General features: G+C 35.3%; 12 protein-coding genes. 5 read left to right on the forward strand and 7 right to left on the reverse strand.

The features are described from left to right. Positions 1 to 4 precede the first annotated feature (4 nt). Positions 5 to 1,285, forward strand: a complete 1,281-nt coding sequence (locus RT250_RS12455; protein WP_313115130.1) for an exo-beta-N-acetylmuramidase NamZ family protein — start codon at positions 5 to 7, stop codon at positions 1,283 to 1,285. A gap of 83 nt (positions 1,286 to 1,368) precedes the next feature. On the opposite strand, the gene RT250_RS12460 is transcribed toward RT250_RS12455, so the two are convergent. The 4 genes from RT250_RS12460 to RT250_RS12475 form a co-directional block, all read right to left on the reverse strand. Next, positions 1,369 to 1,863: a YkgJ family cysteine cluster protein gene (locus RT250_RS12460; protein ID WP_313115132.1), complete on the reverse strand. Its 495-nt coding sequence runs from the start codon at positions 1,861 to 1,863 to the stop codon at positions 1,369 to 1,371. A gap of 60 nt (positions 1,864 to 1,923) precedes the next feature. Then, positions 1,924 to 3,561, reverse strand: a complete 1,638-nt coding sequence (locus tag RT250_RS12465; RefSeq protein ID WP_313115133.1) for an amidohydrolase — start codon at positions 3,559 to 3,561, stop codon at positions 1,924 to 1,926. 83 nt (positions 3,562 to 3,644) lie between these two features. Further along, entirely contained in the window at positions 3,645 to 5,360 is a 1,716-nt protein-coding gene (locus tag RT250_RS12470) for a porin family protein (RefSeq protein ID WP_313115134.1), read from the reverse strand. Between the two features lie 101 nt (positions 5,361 to 5,461). Beyond that, positions 5,462 to 8,476: a tetratricopeptide repeat protein gene (locus RT250_RS12475; RefSeq protein WP_313115135.1), complete on the reverse strand. Its 3,015-nt coding sequence runs from the start codon at positions 8,474 to 8,476 to the stop codon at positions 5,462 to 5,464. A 229-nt stretch (positions 8,477 to 8,705) separates the two neighbouring features. Here RT250_RS12475 and RT250_RS12480 point away from each other — a divergent pair, with 229 nt between their 5' ends. Further along, complete coding sequence (locus tag RT250_RS12480) at positions 8,706 to 9,167, forward strand: hypothetical protein (RefSeq protein WP_313115136.1); 462 nt, start codon at positions 8,706 to 8,708, stop codon at positions 9,165 to 9,167. A 110-nt stretch (positions 9,168 to 9,277) separates the two neighbouring features. Further along, the gene (locus RT250_RS12485; RefSeq protein ID WP_139856241.1) at positions 9,278 to 9,961 is read left to right on the forward strand and encodes a cell division ATP-binding protein FtsE; all 684 of its coding nucleotides are present in this window, start codon (positions 9,278 to 9,280) and stop codon (positions 9,959 to 9,961) included. Positions 9,962 to 10,041: 80 nt separating this feature from the next. Here RT250_RS12485 and RT250_RS12490 read toward each other — a convergent pair whose 3' ends face one another. Continuing rightward, positions 10,042 to 11,673: a S8 family peptidase gene (locus tag RT250_RS12490; RefSeq protein ID WP_313115138.1), complete on the reverse strand. Its 1,632-nt coding sequence runs from the start codon at positions 11,671 to 11,673 to the stop codon at positions 10,042 to 10,044. A gap of 112 nt (positions 11,674 to 11,785) precedes the next feature. On the opposite strand from RT250_RS12490, the gene RT250_RS12495 reads away from it, so the two are divergent. Together RT250_RS12495 and RT250_RS12500 are read left to right on the forward strand one after the other, a co-directional pair. Continuing rightward, the gene (locus RT250_RS12495) at positions 11,786 to 12,676 is read left to right on the forward strand and encodes a glycosyltransferase family 2 protein (RefSeq protein ID WP_313115139.1); all 891 of its coding nucleotides are present in this window, start codon (positions 11,786 to 11,788) and stop codon (positions 12,674 to 12,676) included. Further along, positions 12,669 to 13,607, forward strand: a complete 939-nt coding sequence (locus RT250_RS12500) for a glycosyltransferase family 2 protein (RefSeq protein WP_313115140.1) — start codon at positions 12,669 to 12,671, stop codon at positions 13,605 to 13,607. Before RT250_RS12495 ends, RT250_RS12500 begins: the two co-directional genes overlap by 8 nt. On the opposite strand, the gene RT250_RS12505 is transcribed toward RT250_RS12500, so the two are convergent. Beyond that, positions 13,598 to 14,005 (reverse strand): sugar 3,4-ketoisomerase, encoded by a 408-nt coding sequence (locus RT250_RS12505; protein ID WP_139856245.1) that lies wholly within the window; start codon positions 14,003 to 14,005, stop codon positions 13,598 to 13,600. The two genes, RT250_RS12500 and RT250_RS12505, sit on opposite strands and share 10 nt — an antisense overlap. Further along, positions 13,989 to 14,825, reverse strand: coding sequence for a glycosyltransferase family A protein (locus tag RT250_RS12510; RefSeq protein WP_313115141.1), 837 nt, complete (start codon positions 14,823 to 14,825; stop codon positions 13,989 to 13,991). The genes RT250_RS12505 and RT250_RS12510 overlap by 17 nt, the downstream gene beginning before the upstream one ends. Between the last annotated feature and the right edge of the window lie 24 nt (positions 14,826 to 14,849).

A 14,849-nucleotide genomic window follows, 5' to 3' on the forward strand; every position in this document is an offset into this window, starting at 1 on the left:
TTATATGGGCTTAAATTTTTTCAAAAATACAGTTTTATTGCTTGTTTTAACCATTTTTTCTTGTGGAAGTTCTACTGAAAAGAAAGAGCAGAGAGAAGGGATAAAAGAGAACCAAGAAGTAAGAGACAAGAATCAGGACGACACTTTAACGCAATTTACAATGAGTGAAGCTGAAAGACTCAGTGACCACAAAATTGTCGTTGGGGCGGAACAATTCGACCTTTATTCTGAACTTTTAAATGGTAAAAATGTTGGAGTAGTTGCAAATCAGACTTCCTTTTTAGAAAGTGAAAATCAGCATTTGGTAGATTTTTTAATTTCTAAGAAAGTATCAGTAAAAAAAGTTTTTGCTCCAGAACACGGCTTCCGCGGAACTGCCGATGCTGGCGAACACGTAAAAGACGGCGTAGATTCAAAAACGGGTGTTCCATTAATTTCACTGTATGGCAGTAACAAAAAGCCGTCACTAGAACAACTAAAAGGAATTGACGTTGTAATTTTCGACATACAAGATGTTGGTGCGCGTTTTTACACTTATATTTCTACATTGCATTATGTAATGGAAGCATGTGCCGAAGCAGGGATACCAGTTGTCGTTTTAGACCGTCCAAATCCAAACGGACATTATATTGACGGCCCAATCTTAGAAGCAGAAAATCAAAGTTTTGTAGGGATGCACCCAATCCCTATTGTACACGGAATGACAATAGCCGAATATGCAAAAATGATCAATGGCGAGGGCTGGTTAAAAAACAGTGTAAAATGTGAATTGAGTGTGATAAGTATGAAAAATTACAATCATAAAATAGAGTATTCACTTCCTATAAAACCTTCACCAAACTTACCTAACGCCCAATCCATAAACCTTTACCCTAGCCTTTGTTTTTTTGAAGGCACATTTATAAGTGCTGGCCGCGGAACTGAAATGCAGTTTCAAGTATTTGGAGCGCCGAGCTTACCTGCTTCAAAATATAACTTTACATATACTCCACAATCAAATGAAGGAGCAAAAAGCCCAAAATTTAAAGGAGAACTTTGTTACGGGAAAGATCTAAGAAATGAACCTAAACTTGATAAAATTAACTTAGAGTGGTTGATTGATGCCTACAATGCCAACGGCAGAAAGAAAGATTTTTTTAATTCATTTTTCGTAAAACTAGCAGGTACTAAAAAACTGCAACAACAAATTGAACAAGGTAAATCTGCCGACGAAATTCGAGCTACTTGGAAGAAAGGACTTAATGAATTTGGAAAAGTAAGAGAAAAGTATTTGTTGTATAAATAATTTCATTTCGACGACGCTCTATGACCTATTCAATCTCCGTTAAAAGATCGGTTTTGATGACTGAGCGAAGCCGAAACCACTATTTATCTCGGCAAGCGTTTCTTCATTTCCTCTACAATATTAAAAGCTGCTGGACAGATAGCTACGTTTTTCATTGTTAAGTTAGAAATCTGCTGAAACTTTTTTCTATCGGTATGTGGGAATTCGCGACACGCTTTTGGGCGTACGTCGTAGATACTACAGTAATTATCCGCACCTAAAAAGGTACAAGGAACGCTTTGTAGTACGTAATCTTTATCTTCGTCAATTCTTAGATAGGTTTCAATAAACTGCTGTGGTTTCATTCTAAAATGCTTAGCAATTCGCTCGATATCTTTATCGGTGAAAAGCGGCCCTGTGGTTTTACAACAATTGGCACAAGTAAGACAATCTGTTCGTTCAAACTCTTCTTCGTGTAACTCCTGCATCAAAGTATCGAGATGCTTGGGTGGCTTCTTTTTTAGTTTGGCAAAAAACTTTTTGTTTTCGGCCTCGGCTTCTTTTGCTTTTTGTGGAAGTTGATTTAGAATGTTCTTCATTTCAATTTTTCTTTGCGCTCTCTGCGCCTCTGCGGCGCATTTTTACAGCAAAGTATTTATTTATTCAACTTCGTAAACCAACTCGCCATTAATGAATGTCGCAACCACCTTAGTGTTTGGTAATTCCTTTTCATCAACAGTCATTATATCTTTGTCAAGAATTGTAAAGTCTGCAAACTTACCTACCTCTATACTTCCTTTTTCATCTTCTTCAAAATTTGCAAAAGCTGCCCAAATAGTCATTCCTTTTAATGCTTCTTCACGTGTTAACGCATCTTTCATTTGAAAACCTTCTTCTGGAAAGTGTTCTAAATCTTTTCTAGCTACCGCCGAATAGAATGTATACATCGGGTTTACGTGTTCAACAGGAAAATCGGTTCCTAAAGCAATACTTCCAGCCTTGTCTAACAAACCCTTGTAAGCATAAGCCCCTTGCATTCGCTCTGCGCCTATCCTATCTTCTGCCCAATACATATCGCTAGTACAATGGGTTGGCTGTACAGAAGGAAGTACATTATTATGGTCGTTGAAATATTCAAAATCTTCCATCGAAATAATCTGAGCGTGTTCTACTCTCCAACGCTTATCCTTTTTTCCTGTTAATGCCTTCTTGTATGCACGTAGAACAGCAATATTTGCTGAATCACCGATTGCGTGTGAATTCATTTGAAACTCTGAATTAGCCAACTTGGTTGCTATAGAGTCTAACTGTTCAGAAGAAGTCATCATTGCTCCGTAATGGCTCGGCATATCACTGTAAGGTTCACGCATTGCAGCTCCTCTTGAACCTAATGCGCCATCGGAATAGATTTTAAACGATCGCACATTAAGCCTGTCGGATTTATAGGTTCCCTTATTTAAATAATAATCTAAATTCTCTGGACTATCACTCACCATTGCATACATTCTAAGCTTAAATTCCCCTTGCTTCTGAAGTGTATCTATCAATTCAATAATCTTTCTATCTAGGCCTGCGTCGTCTACTGTGGTTAGCCCATATTTTAAGGCTTCTTTTTCTGCATCTAAAAGCGCTTCAGTGGAAACTTCTTTAGTTATTTCCGGGTACGTTTTAAAAACTAATTCCATTGGGCTATCTACTAACACTCCTGTTGGCTGGCCATTTTCTAAAATAACTTCCCCACCTGGCAATTTCGTTTTTGCTGTAATTCCAGCCAATTTCAAGGCTTTAGAGTTTACCAAAAGGGCGTGACCATCAATTCGTCGTAATGCCACGGGAGTATCTGGGAAAAGTGAATCTAATTTTTCCTTAGTTGGAAAGTTTTTGTCCTCCCAATCATTTTGATCCCATCCGCGTCCAATGATGTAATCTACCTTCTGCTCCAATTGGAATGCTACAACTCGTTCCAACACCTCATCATAACTCTTAGTTCCAATTAAGTCTACTCTTTGTAAGCTTAAACCTAAACCGTATAAATGTGCGTGTGCATCGATTAATCCTGGAACAACCGTATTGTTTTTTGCATCGTAGGTTTCCTTGATTTGATATTTTAATTCGAGTTCTGGCTTTAGGCCTATCTCTAAGATTTTCCCATCTTTTACAACTAGCGCGTTCGCCACACTAAAATCTTTATCTACTGTGTAAATTGTCGCATTTTTAATGAGTAAATCGGCAGGGATTTTCTCAGGCGCACAGGAAAAAATTAAGACGGTAAGTAAAAGGAGTAATATTTTTTTCATCGGAATGAAGTATTTTAGTAAAGCTGTAAAAATAGAAAACATCCGCCAAAGACGGATGTTTTCAAAGTGTTATTTAAAAATGATTACCAATCAAATTTATATGTAACTCCAGCTAGGCCTTGAATTCCTTGAACTGGATAATTCATCCACTTTTTATAGTTGTCGCCAATTAAATTGCTTCCTTTTACAAAGGCTGAAAGCCTATCTGTAAATCTGTAGCCAAAACTAAGGTTGGCATCAACATAAGCATCTAAGGTAATTTCTTCCCCTATGAAACCTGCGTTTGATACATCCTTGCGCTCTCCAACATAAAATAAGGATGCACTACCATACAGTTTTTCAGTAATATTAAAATTAGAGAACACAGATGCTTTTAAACTTGGTAAATTCCAAGCTTCACTTTGCACATCGGTACTATAGCTGTAGTAATTAGCGTTAACCCCTACAGAAAATTGTCCTGAAACATCAACCTTAACTTCTCCAAAAAACGCTAATGTATTTATATCATCGTAAACTACGTTAAACGAATTCCCATAATGATATCCTTCATTTTGTGAAGTCGTAAAGTTTAGATTGTTTGATTGAAATAAAGCACTGTTTTCATCTTTACCATAAGATACTCTCGCGTTGTAAGCGAAAGCATTAGAAAGCTTTCCTTTAATCCCTCCAAATGCTTCGTATAATTTTTTAGTTGGTGCAATATTTAAGGTTGGGGAAACAAATGGATTTTCCTCCTTAAAATCATAATAGGTATTTTGCTTAATTCCACCCTCTGCACCACCATACGCAATTACAGTTTCGTCAAGCAGTCTATACGATACATTCACTTTTGGATAAAGTGAAAAGTTGGTGTCGCTATTTTCGGTGTCTAAACTCACATACCCTGCGACACCCAAAGAAACACTAAGGTCATTATTTACAAAGTTGATAGATGGCGATAGTCCTACATTTAAAAAACTGTACTTTATATCGGTTGAATTTGAATAATCTTTATCAAAACTTCCCAATAAATAATCTAAATCTCCATCAAGCTTGAAGGTCACGTTTTCTAACGGAAAAGAGAATTCTGGTTTCAACTTAACAATTAGTTCAGAAGAAGAAAACGAATCTCCGGTATAACGTATAGAAGCCGCTGCTTTATCAAAAAATGAATCGTCTAATGCAATGCTACCTCCCACATATCCGCTTAAATAATTTTGCTTGGTATCAATTCCGGCTAACTCTTCATCTGAATAATATCCTTTTGGCACCCCATACCAGTTGAATAATTGATGTTCAACTCCTGCATCTAATCTATAGGTAACATCCCTTTGTCTGCTTGTGTAATTTGCGTCAAGGCTAGTGTCGTAATAGTGGTTGTCTAATTTCACACCTTTTATATCTCCTTGTGAAGAATTATGTCTAAAAAAGAAACCAGCATTATCTGTTCGGCTTATTTCGAAATTACTGTATAATTCCCCTAAAATTGAAGTGTAATTCCCAAAACCTAAGGTGGCATAATTATCATACAACTTAACAGGTTTCGCTTTTTCTACATTTGTAGCTTTTCCTTTCGCAGGAGTAAATGTTGAGGCTACAGGAACAGAAAATATACTATACTTTACAACTTTTTTTATCGTAGAAACCGAATCGTTTAAGGATGGGGTTTCCTTTACTTTAAAAGCATCTGAAATAGTTGGAGTATATGGTTTTACAATATTCACCACTTCAGGATCTAATTCCTTTTCCTGTGCGTTTGCAGAAAAATGAAAAAGAAATAATGCTGGGATTGAAAATAAAACTATTTGTTTTATGGACATATTTTCAAAAATTTATATTTATTGTTTTAATGATTTCTTTACGTCTTTGGCGTCTCGGCGGTAAAGATTACACCGCAAAGTCGCAGAGAGCGCAGATGTTTTTAGTTTCCGGTATCTACGGATGAATTGGTTTTTGCTTCAGCGTTTTTAATCAGCGCTAATTCTGCTTTTGCTTCTTCAACTACTTCTGGATATTCAGTGAAGTTTTTAGTAACACTTTCCAAAATATAAGTTGCTTGATACGCGTCGTTTAGCGCATAAAAGTTTTTAGCCATTAGCACCAAACCTTTTGCTCCATAAAGCTTATATCCTGAATAATCTTTAGCTAATTTCTGAACCGATGCATTTGAAGCCTCATAATTTCTTTCTTTGTTTTTGAAATAGGCATCGAAGTACAAGGCTTCGGCGGCAAGCTGGCCTGTTGCAATTTTTTGAACTTCGGCGTAGGCTGTTTTAGCTTTAGCTTCGTTGTTTGTTTTCATTGCAGAACGTGCAATAATTACTTGCGCATCACTCTTAATGGAGTTATCAATTTTTGAATTCTGTAAAACCTTTTCAGCATAGTTTACTGCTTCAGCATACTTCTTCAACTCGTAAGAAGCCTTCATACTGTTAGTCTGCGCAAAGATGATATTCTGCGGAAAATCTGCTTCAGCCTCTAATCTTGTTAAGTATTTTAAAGCACTCTTATAATCTTGCTTCCCTAAATACAATTCTGAAACTCTCGATAATGCCTGTTCTGTAAATTCGCTTCTCTCACGATTTACAACATATTCAAAATGTGGAATAGCTTTATCTGAAGCCTTGTTTGCAAAATAAATCTGACCTAAATAGAAATGTGCTTTTAAAGCGTGTTGACCATTTGGAAACTCCTTTAAATATTCTTGAAAACGACCTTGTGCTTGTGACTGTTTGTTTTCTAGATAAGGTTGTTCCGCAGCGAGATAAGTTGCATCGTCAAGTTCTGTATCGCCAACTTGCACATAATCTAATCCTTTTACCCAACGTGCATATTCATCTACATTACCTTGGTCTATATAAATGATTTTTGCAGATGATACTGCTTGTAAAGCTTCTTGTGTAGATGGAAAATCTTTCGCTACGCGTTTAAAAATAGCTAAGGCCTCATTACTCCTTCCGGTGTTGTCGTAAATAAGCGCTTTTTTAAGCAATGCCTTCGGAACGAAGATACTGTTTGGCGTATCGCGAATCATTTGATCGTAAGCCGAAATAGCTTCTGAGTTTTTATTTTGAGCTACATACGTATTTCCTAATTCGTATAAAGCATCATCACGGTAAACCGACTTTGGATATTTCTTAGAAAAGGCAATTAACTCCTCTATTTTCTTTTCGCTTCTATCTACAAAACCATAGCTTATAGCTTTTTGGAATTCTGCATAGTCGTTATTACTGCCTAAATCAACTGCAGCATTGTAATTTTCCATTGCCGGCCAGTATTGGCTCGTAACAAAATAACTATCTCCCAAACGTAAATAAGCATCTTTCTTTCTTACATTTTCGGCTGAAGATGAACTTACATAACTTTTAAAGTTTGAGATAGCATCAGCATAATTTTTTAGTTTGAATTGATTGTAAGCTACATTGTACTTCAAGTTTTTATATTCTGAAGTATTTTGAGACCCTGCTAACTTTGCAAACTTATTATAGCCACTTAAAGACTTTTCATAGTTTGCCAATTGGTAATCACTTTCTGCCTTCCAATATGTTGCGCGAGCAGTGAAATCTTGGTCTTGTGGTTCTTTCAAACTCTTATCGAAATACACAATGGCTTCGTTGTAATTCGATTCGTTATAAAGTTCAATTCCTCTGAAAAAAGCTACTTTTTGATAAGCTGCTTTATCTGCGAAATTCTTGTTGTTTTCCAACAAATCTAGAGCTTCTTTATAGTTTTTTGAAGTGATATAGCTGTCTATCAGTAATTTTTTAAGCTCATCATTATTAGCATTGTTTGGATATTTTTCTATAAAAGAAAGAATAACTTGTGGCGTGCTTTTGTAGCTATTCCCGATTTCGTAACTCAGTTTTGCATAGTTTAAATACGCATCTTCTTGAATTTCGGCACTGAAATCCATTTCTGAAGCATTTTTAAAAGCGTTTAATGCTTCTTGTTTTTTGTTCAATTTTAAATAACTCTCAGCTAAATGGTAATAAGCATTTTGTGCAACTGCATTCTTTCCGTCAATAATTTTATTGAATTCACCAATAGCTTTTTCAAAATCTCCTTGTTTGTAATACGCATAACCTAGCAGGTAATAATCTGTATTATTCCATTTACCACGCGTTCCTTTGTATTCCTTTAAATAAGGAATAGCTTCGGAATATTGCCCTAGGTTAAAATAGCTTTCACCTATAATTTTTGAAAGTTGGCTTTTTTCGGCAGGAGAAGAATTATTAAATTGCTCCTTTCCCATATCTATTGCTTTCTGAAAGTTGCCAAGTTTGAAGTTCATATCGGCTTGGTAGTAGCTTAAGTCTTCCGAATAGCGCTCCTCCCCTTTTACATCTTCAAAATTTTTATTTGCTTCCTCGTAATCATCACCTTCATAAGCGATAAACCCTAAATAGTATTTTGCTTGCGAACCGTATTCTTGTGATGTAATCACTCTATTGAAGTAGTTTTTTGCCTCGTCGTAACGTTTCGCTTTAAAATAAACGTATCCATTATTAAAGTTAAAACGCTCTTTCTCACTTCGGCTTAAGCTAGATTCATCAACCTTGTTGTACCATTTTTGAGCGTGAGAATATTTTCCATTGTCGAAATAGTAATTTGCAACATCTATATACGCAGAGTTTCGTTTTAAACTAGTAGGATGATTTTCGACAAACGACTCCATTAATTGATCGGCATTTTGTTGATTTAAGCGAACAGCTGCATTAGCTATGTAGTAAGCACAGTCGCTTTGCACTGTTTCATCATCTGAACTATTTTTTATTTTGTCGAAAAGACTTTGGGCTGCTAAGTACTGCCCATTATTATACATCTCCAAAGCCATGTTGAACTCTGCCAGGTGATTTGTAAACACGGCTGTTTGCTGTGAAAAAGATGAAAATGAAAGGAATAGAAAAAGCGAAAAGACTAGAAAATTCTTAATCATTATTTACAGTTTTTGAATGCGTAAAGATATTTAACTTTAAGTGTAGCTTTCTTCTATACTGTAACTTTTAAGGTTTAATTAACGATTAATTTTAAGTGTGATTTTCCTTAGAAGATAACGCTGTAAATGGGAAATAAGTATTTAAAGCTAAAAGAGAATTTAACATTGATTAAAACACTTGAAAAAAATACTGTAATTTTAAAATTTTTAAATCATTAATCCTGTTGTTATGAAGAAGTTATTAATTATGAGTGTGGTTTTATTGACTGTTTCCGCCACTGCCCAACGCAATCCTTTTAAGAATTTAACCGAGAAAAACGGCAAAATAGGTATTGGCACTTCAAATCCGGACGAATTATTAACTGTAAAAGGAAAAATACACACCCAAGAGGTTTTAGTAGATTTGGATGGAGCAGTCGCACCTGATTATGTTTTTGAAAAATACTTTACAGGCACTTCTAGCTTGATGCCAGAATACAACTTAATTTCATTAGAGGAATTAGAATTGTATTTAAAAGAAAACAACCACTTGCCAAATATCCCATCAGCCGATACAATGAAAGCGGAAGGCATTTCGTTAAAAGAAATGAACTTGCTACTTCTTCAAAAAATTGAGGAATTAACGCTGTACACACTTCAGCAGCAAAAAGAAATTAATGCTTTAAAAGAAAAAGTTTCTGATAATAAATAAGTCGCAGTAATCTGTTGCAGTTTGCGGTAATTCAAATTACTTTTGTCTCTTGGCTTCCCTGAGAAACCTTGAACACTTATTACGCTAAACACTTAACATACAACTTAAAAATGTCCAACCACGTATTACAATTAAAAGACGCCGTAATTTATCAAGGAGATAATTTGGTGCTTTCAGACGTTACTGTTTCTGTAGATAAAGGTGAATTTGTTTACTTAATCGGAAAAACCGGGACAGGAAAGAGTAGTTTTATGAAAACACTTTACGGAGATCTACCGCTTAAGGAAGGTCAGGGTGATATTGTTGGATACGATTTGGCTACTTTAAAAGAAAAAGACATTCCATTTTTAAGAAGAAAGTTAGGGGTAGTTTTTCAAGACTTTAAGTTGTTAAACGACCGCACAGTAAACGCCAATTTGCATTTTGTACTTACAGCAACAGGATGGAAGGATAAGGCTGCTATGGAAAATAGAATAAACGAAGTGCTTGACAAGGTAGGGATGAAAACCAAAGCTTTTAAATACCCATATCAGCTTTCTGGTGGAGAGCAACAGCGTATTGCAATTGCTCGAGCGCTATTAAACGACCCTGAACTAATTCTTGCCGATGAGCCTACGGGAAACTTAGACCCTCAAACGAGTGTTGAAGTAATGGAAGTTTTACGTGAAATAAACAAAAACGGAAACACTATTTTAATGGCAACTCACGATTATGCCTTACTACTAAAATACCCTTCAAAAACGCTAAAATGCGACGAAAATCAGATTTTTGAAGTTGTGCAGAAAACAGTTTAAAAAAGTTGGTAGTTGGTAGTCTTTAGTTGGTAGTAAAAGTCATGGTTCTCTACGACGTTTTACAAAATGTCAATTCAAATTCAATCCTTCAAAATACTTGGATCGCGTAATTGAAGCTCACACTCTTTTTGAAGTGTTGGATCTATTTTTAGGTGGATTTTCCCTTTCGCATTTGGCTTTAGCACAGTATTTTCCCCAAGTGTAATTCCTTTTTTAGACATTAGGTTTAAACTGGCATCGTCTTTAAAAGTTTGATTTTGCAGTAGTACTTCAGCGTGAGACGTGAGTTTAAAATCCCATCGATTAAAATTTTGGTTTTCGATTGTAACAGGGCCTTTTTCAGCAAACATATCAAATACCATTTTTACAGCCCGTCCAGTATGTAGCATCCCTGCTCCGTATTTACCGGCAAAAGGTTGGTTAGCTTCAATATGATCGATATTAGTAGATGTCATCTTCAAAATACTTTCAACTTCTGTAACCGGTAAACAAGGGTAAAGTGAAAACATCAACCCTATAGTTCCTGAAACTAATGGCGCTGCAGGGGAAGTTGCTTCAATAGTAATATAAACAGGTTTTCCTTCTCTTATACTATGAGTAAAACGCAATTGCCCATTGGATGGCGCTAAAATATCCACATCCTTATTTAAAGTAGTTACTGAAACAGGGTAAGTGCTAACGGCTTGAGTAAGGTCGTTATTTTTAAACCCTCCTGTTCTCCCTACATATCCACGAATGTTTTCGATATAAAATTTTTCATTATCGCTTTTTAAAATATTGTCTTCAATATTTTCATATTTATAATTTACGGAAGAAACGGAAATAACATTATCATAGGAAGCTGGAAAGTAACTCATTTCGCCTTTATTTCTTTCCCATCCACGATTTCCGGCAGCTGCAACTAGTATGGTACCTCGCGCAAACATTTCGTTTACTTCGTCTTGCACTTCTGGCGTGTTATAACTACCTACCCAACTACAGTTAATAACTTTTGCCCCTGCTTTTGACAGCTCTTGCAGTATTTCAAAAGTTCTAAATCTGCCATAGGTAGTGCCGTAGATAGCACAATCATAACAAACGCCAGGAATACCGTAGCCGTTATCGCCTTGGGCTGCGGCTATCGCCGCTACCGAAGTACCATGACCATCAACATCGGGAGGTTTGTGGAATATCTTCGTTTTATCTTTTAAATCTATATTAGTGGTATCAATAGCTCCATCCGATATACCAATAACCGTTTTACTATCTCCTGTAGTGTAATACCAAGCTTCGGGCAAGCCGAGAAAATCTAAATAATCAAGGTTAACGGCAAACCCCTCGTTCCCTCCTATCGTACTTGTAAGCCCATAATCATTAGGTTCAAAAATTTTCTTTTGTTCGTCAGGAATTATTTCCCCTCTTTTAAATAAACCTGCAGAAGTTTGAAGTAAATCTTCAAGTAAAAACGAATTGTCTGCAATTACAAAAAATGTTGCATCTAAATCTTCCTTTTTAGCTTTTCGATAGGTTTTTTTGAATTCAGAAATTTTATAATTTTTGAGGACAGATTTCAACCTTGAATTGTTGCCGCTATATTTTAAATAATTCCCTTCTTTTACAAAGGGCACCTCAACGGTAGAATCTCTTGCGGTTAAATAAAACCAAGAATCACTCTGTGCTGTGGAGGGTATGGAGATGATTAAACAAAATATAACTATCAGGTAATGTTTCATAGTTTAGCAAAATTAGTGACAAGATAAGAAGTTCGGTTGACTTTTGCCCTTAGTTACTTAATTTCTAAAAGTCTTTAGCGTATTTTAGCAAGTTGAAAAGCAAAGTCAGAAAATGATATCTATTTTAATACCCACTTACAATTATAATATTTATGAGTTAGTAGCTAAAATACATGCTCAGGTAGTTAAGTGTAATGTAGCTTTTGAAATTATAGTTTACGAAGACGCTTCGGATAGGTTTTTAACTGAAAACAGAAAGATAAAGGAACTTCGCCACACTGAACATCAGGTATTAAAAAATAACATAGGAAGAACCTCCCTTAGAGATTTACTGGCAAAAAAAGCCGTCCATAATTGGGTGTTGTTTTTAGATGCAGATGTGCTTCCAAAGAATGAGGATTTCATAAAAAACTATATAGTTACTATAAAAAATTCCGATTCCGAAGTAATATTAGGAGGTATTTGTTACAAGAAAGAGAAACCAGAACCTTCTAAAATGCTTCGATGGATATATGGGGTTGAACGTGAAACAAAGCCTTTGGAAGCAAGAAACAAAGACCCATACACTATTGTTTCATCAAACCTTGTTATTAAGAAGGATATTTTTTTGGAAACCAATACGATAGACGAAAAGTTTTATGGAATGGACAACTTTTTTTCCAATCAATTAAAAAGAAAAGGTATCAAAGTAAAACATATTGAAAATCCGGTTATCCATCTTGGATTAGAAGATAATAAGGTTTTTCTAAAAAAAGCCTTAGCCGCAGTTGAAACTACCGTTATTCTAGAAGAAAAAGGATTGATGGACAATAATATGCGACCCATTCAAAAAAGTTATTTAAAGCTTAATAAGTATCATTTAGTAAATAGTTTTAGTTTCATAGTTTCTAGGTTTAGAAAAACCATGGAGCGTAATTTCAATTCTGATAATCCAAATTTATTCTGGTTCGATCTTTATAGATTAAACTATTACATTCAACTTAAGAAAGCGCAAAATGCCTAGATTTTCTGTAATTATACCACTATATAACAAAGAAGAGGATTTTCCATCCACTCTAAAAAGCGTTATGAGTCAAACCTTCAAAGATTTTGAAGTGATAATAGTTAACGATGGCTCAACAGATAACAGTTTAGCAGTAGCAGAATCCATTAAAGATGGTCGCATAAAAATATATAGCAAAGAAAATGAAGGTCTAGCAGCCACACGAAATTATGCTGTAGCAAAAGCCACTTCAGAAAATGTTGTATGGATAGATGCAGATGACTATTGGTTGCCTTGGCACTTAGAAAATATAGATGCTATTTTAGCAAAATTTCCAGAGGCGCATTGGTTTGCCACAGCATACAATAAAAAACACAATGATAAATTAACTCGAAAAATGGTTTCCCCCTTTGCAGATATAACTGAGGATTGGATTGGACAGGTAAACTATTTTGAATATAGTCTGGCCGATTCTGCGGCAACAGGTTCTAGTGTCGGGTTTAAGAAGCGGTTTTTTCAGAGCCTTGGAGGTCATAAAACCGATATAACTTTCTCTGAAGATACGGATTTATGGATAAGAGCTGGATTAAAAGCACCTTTGTCTTTTTCAAATAAAGTATCTGCTGTTATAAATCTAGACTCGAACAATCGCCTTAACCACAGTAGCTTAAAATCACGAATTTACCCAGATTTCGATCTTTATGACAAAGAAGTAGAAACCAATCCGGCACTAAAGCAATATTTAAATGTACACAGATATTCTATTGCAATTCAGTATAAGCTAGCAGGAGATAAAGCAAATTTTGAAAAGTATAAAAGCAAATTGATTTTGGAAGGATTAAACGCCAAACAAAAATTATTACTTTCCCTACCAAGGCAAGTTTTAATAAAGTCGAAAGCGTTTAAAGAGTTCTTACATCAATCTGGCTTCTATTTCAGTACTTATCGGTAAAATTTCTCAAATTCTGAATATTCACGGATGTAATCCGATTCTAAGAAAACATCTGAAGAAAACACCACACAAATCGCTCCTGAGGAGAAATCGCCAAGTTCACGCCAAATACCTGTAGGAATAAGCAATCCTTTATTGGGCTTGTTTAAAGTAACTGTTTTCTTATTTATTCCATCGTCCAGTATTACCTCAAAACTTCCGCTAACTGCTATTAGGAACTCTTGTTGTTCTTTGTGGGCATGTCCTCCTCTATGGGCATCACTAGGAACATCATACAAATAATACACACGCTTAAAATCAAAAGGTAAGGTGTCTCCTTCTATAACCGCCAAATTTCCACGATGATCGGCAATTTTAGGAATATCTAACACCTGGCAATTATCAATTGTATTTTTCATTTGGTTTTATTTTGTTGTAATCGGCTATACTTTTGAATCCAACTTTTATTTTATGAGGAATCTCCGACAGTGAAATATATTTTTTTCTATAGATAAAGAACACAAATTTGAACACCCAAATATAACTGAAAATTCCATAGTCATATGTTTTAATGGCCGCCTTAGCATACAGCAGTCTATCACTTTCTACATCATCACTAGAAGATAGTGGAGGATGTATGGTTATATATTCAGGATAAAAATAAGGCGTTAATCCAAGCTTTTTTGCATCGGTAAGAAAAACAAAATTTTCAGCATCTTCAAATTGTGCCCCTAGTCCAAATCGTTCATCAAAAAACAAATTTTTATTTAAGACCTCAGAAAGCTTAAATGATATTTCAATAGACAGTGTTTTCTGAGTTACAAACCGGTTGTGAACCATCCCTTTTTTAGGATACTTCCAATAATCTTTTCCTTCAGTAGTTAGCGTTTTAAACGTAATTATTGGGTTTGGATGTGTATTGTAAGCTTTTACAATTACCGCTGCAAAGCCTTTCATAAACACTACGTCATCATCTGTATTAAAACACAATGGCCCAATTGCCTTTTGAATGGCTAGGTTTCTACTTTTTGAAAGTCCTTTTTCAAAGGAATTGATTACACGAATGTTTGGGTTACTAGATTCTAACATTGAGTTTTCATCCGTTTGATTAACAATTAGCACTTTAAACCCTTCCATTCCAGATTCCACAAACATAGCATTTAGAAAATCCAAGGATGTTCGGTGCATGGTCGCCACCAAAATCTCCAAATCTGTGGTTTTATATGTATATTCGGGCATCAATTTTCGTTTAAGCAAATGTAT

It is taken from the genome of Aequorivita sediminis (assembly GCF_032080575.2).
GTDB lineage: Bacteria > Bacteroidota > Bacteroidia > Flavobacteriales > Flavobacteriaceae > Aequorivita > Aequorivita sediminis.

Bases quoted from the DNA above. Each gene is read 5' to 3' on its own strand.
- RT250_RS12455 (WP_313115130.1), top strand. From the start codon at position 5: ATGGGCTTAAATTTTTTCAAAAATACAGTTTTATTGCTTGTTTTAACC.
- RT250_RS12460 (WP_313115132.1), bottom strand. From the start codon at position 1,863: ATGAAGAACATTCTAAATCAACTTCCACAAAAAGCAAAAGAAGCCGAG.
- RT250_RS12465 (WP_313115133.1), bottom strand. From the start codon at position 3,561: ATGAAAAAAATATTACTCCTTTTACTTACCGTCTTAATTTTTTCCTGT.
- RT250_RS12470 (WP_313115134.1), bottom strand. From the start codon at position 5,360: ATGTCCATAAAACAAATAGTTTTATTTTCAATCCCAGCATTATTTCTT.
- RT250_RS12475 (WP_313115135.1), bottom strand. From the start codon at position 8,476: ATGATTAAGAATTTTCTAGTCTTTTCGCTTTTTCTATTCCTTTCATTT.
- RT250_RS12480 (WP_313115136.1), top strand. From the start codon at position 8,706: ATGAAGAAGTTATTAATTATGAGTGTGGTTTTATTGACTGTTTCCGCC.
- RT250_RS12485 (WP_139856241.1), top strand. From the start codon at position 9,278: ATGTCCAACCACGTATTACAATTAAAAGACGCCGTAATTTATCAAGGA.
- RT250_RS12490 (WP_313115138.1), bottom strand. From the start codon at position 11,673: ATGAAACATTACCTGATAGTTATATTTTGTTTAATCATCTCCATACCC.
- RT250_RS12495 (WP_313115139.1), top strand. From the start codon at position 11,786: ATGATATCTATTTTAATACCCACTTACAATTATAATATTTATGAGTTA.
- RT250_RS12500 (WP_313115140.1), top strand. From the start codon at position 12,669: ATGCCTAGATTTTCTGTAATTATACCACTATATAACAAAGAAGAGGAT.
- RT250_RS12505 (WP_139856245.1), bottom strand. From the start codon at position 14,005: ATGAAAAATACAATTGATAATTGCCAGGTGTTAGATATTCCTAAAATT.
- RT250_RS12510 (WP_313115141.1), bottom strand. From the start codon at position 14,825: ATGCCCGAATATACATATAAAACCACAGATTTGGAGATTTTGGTGGCG.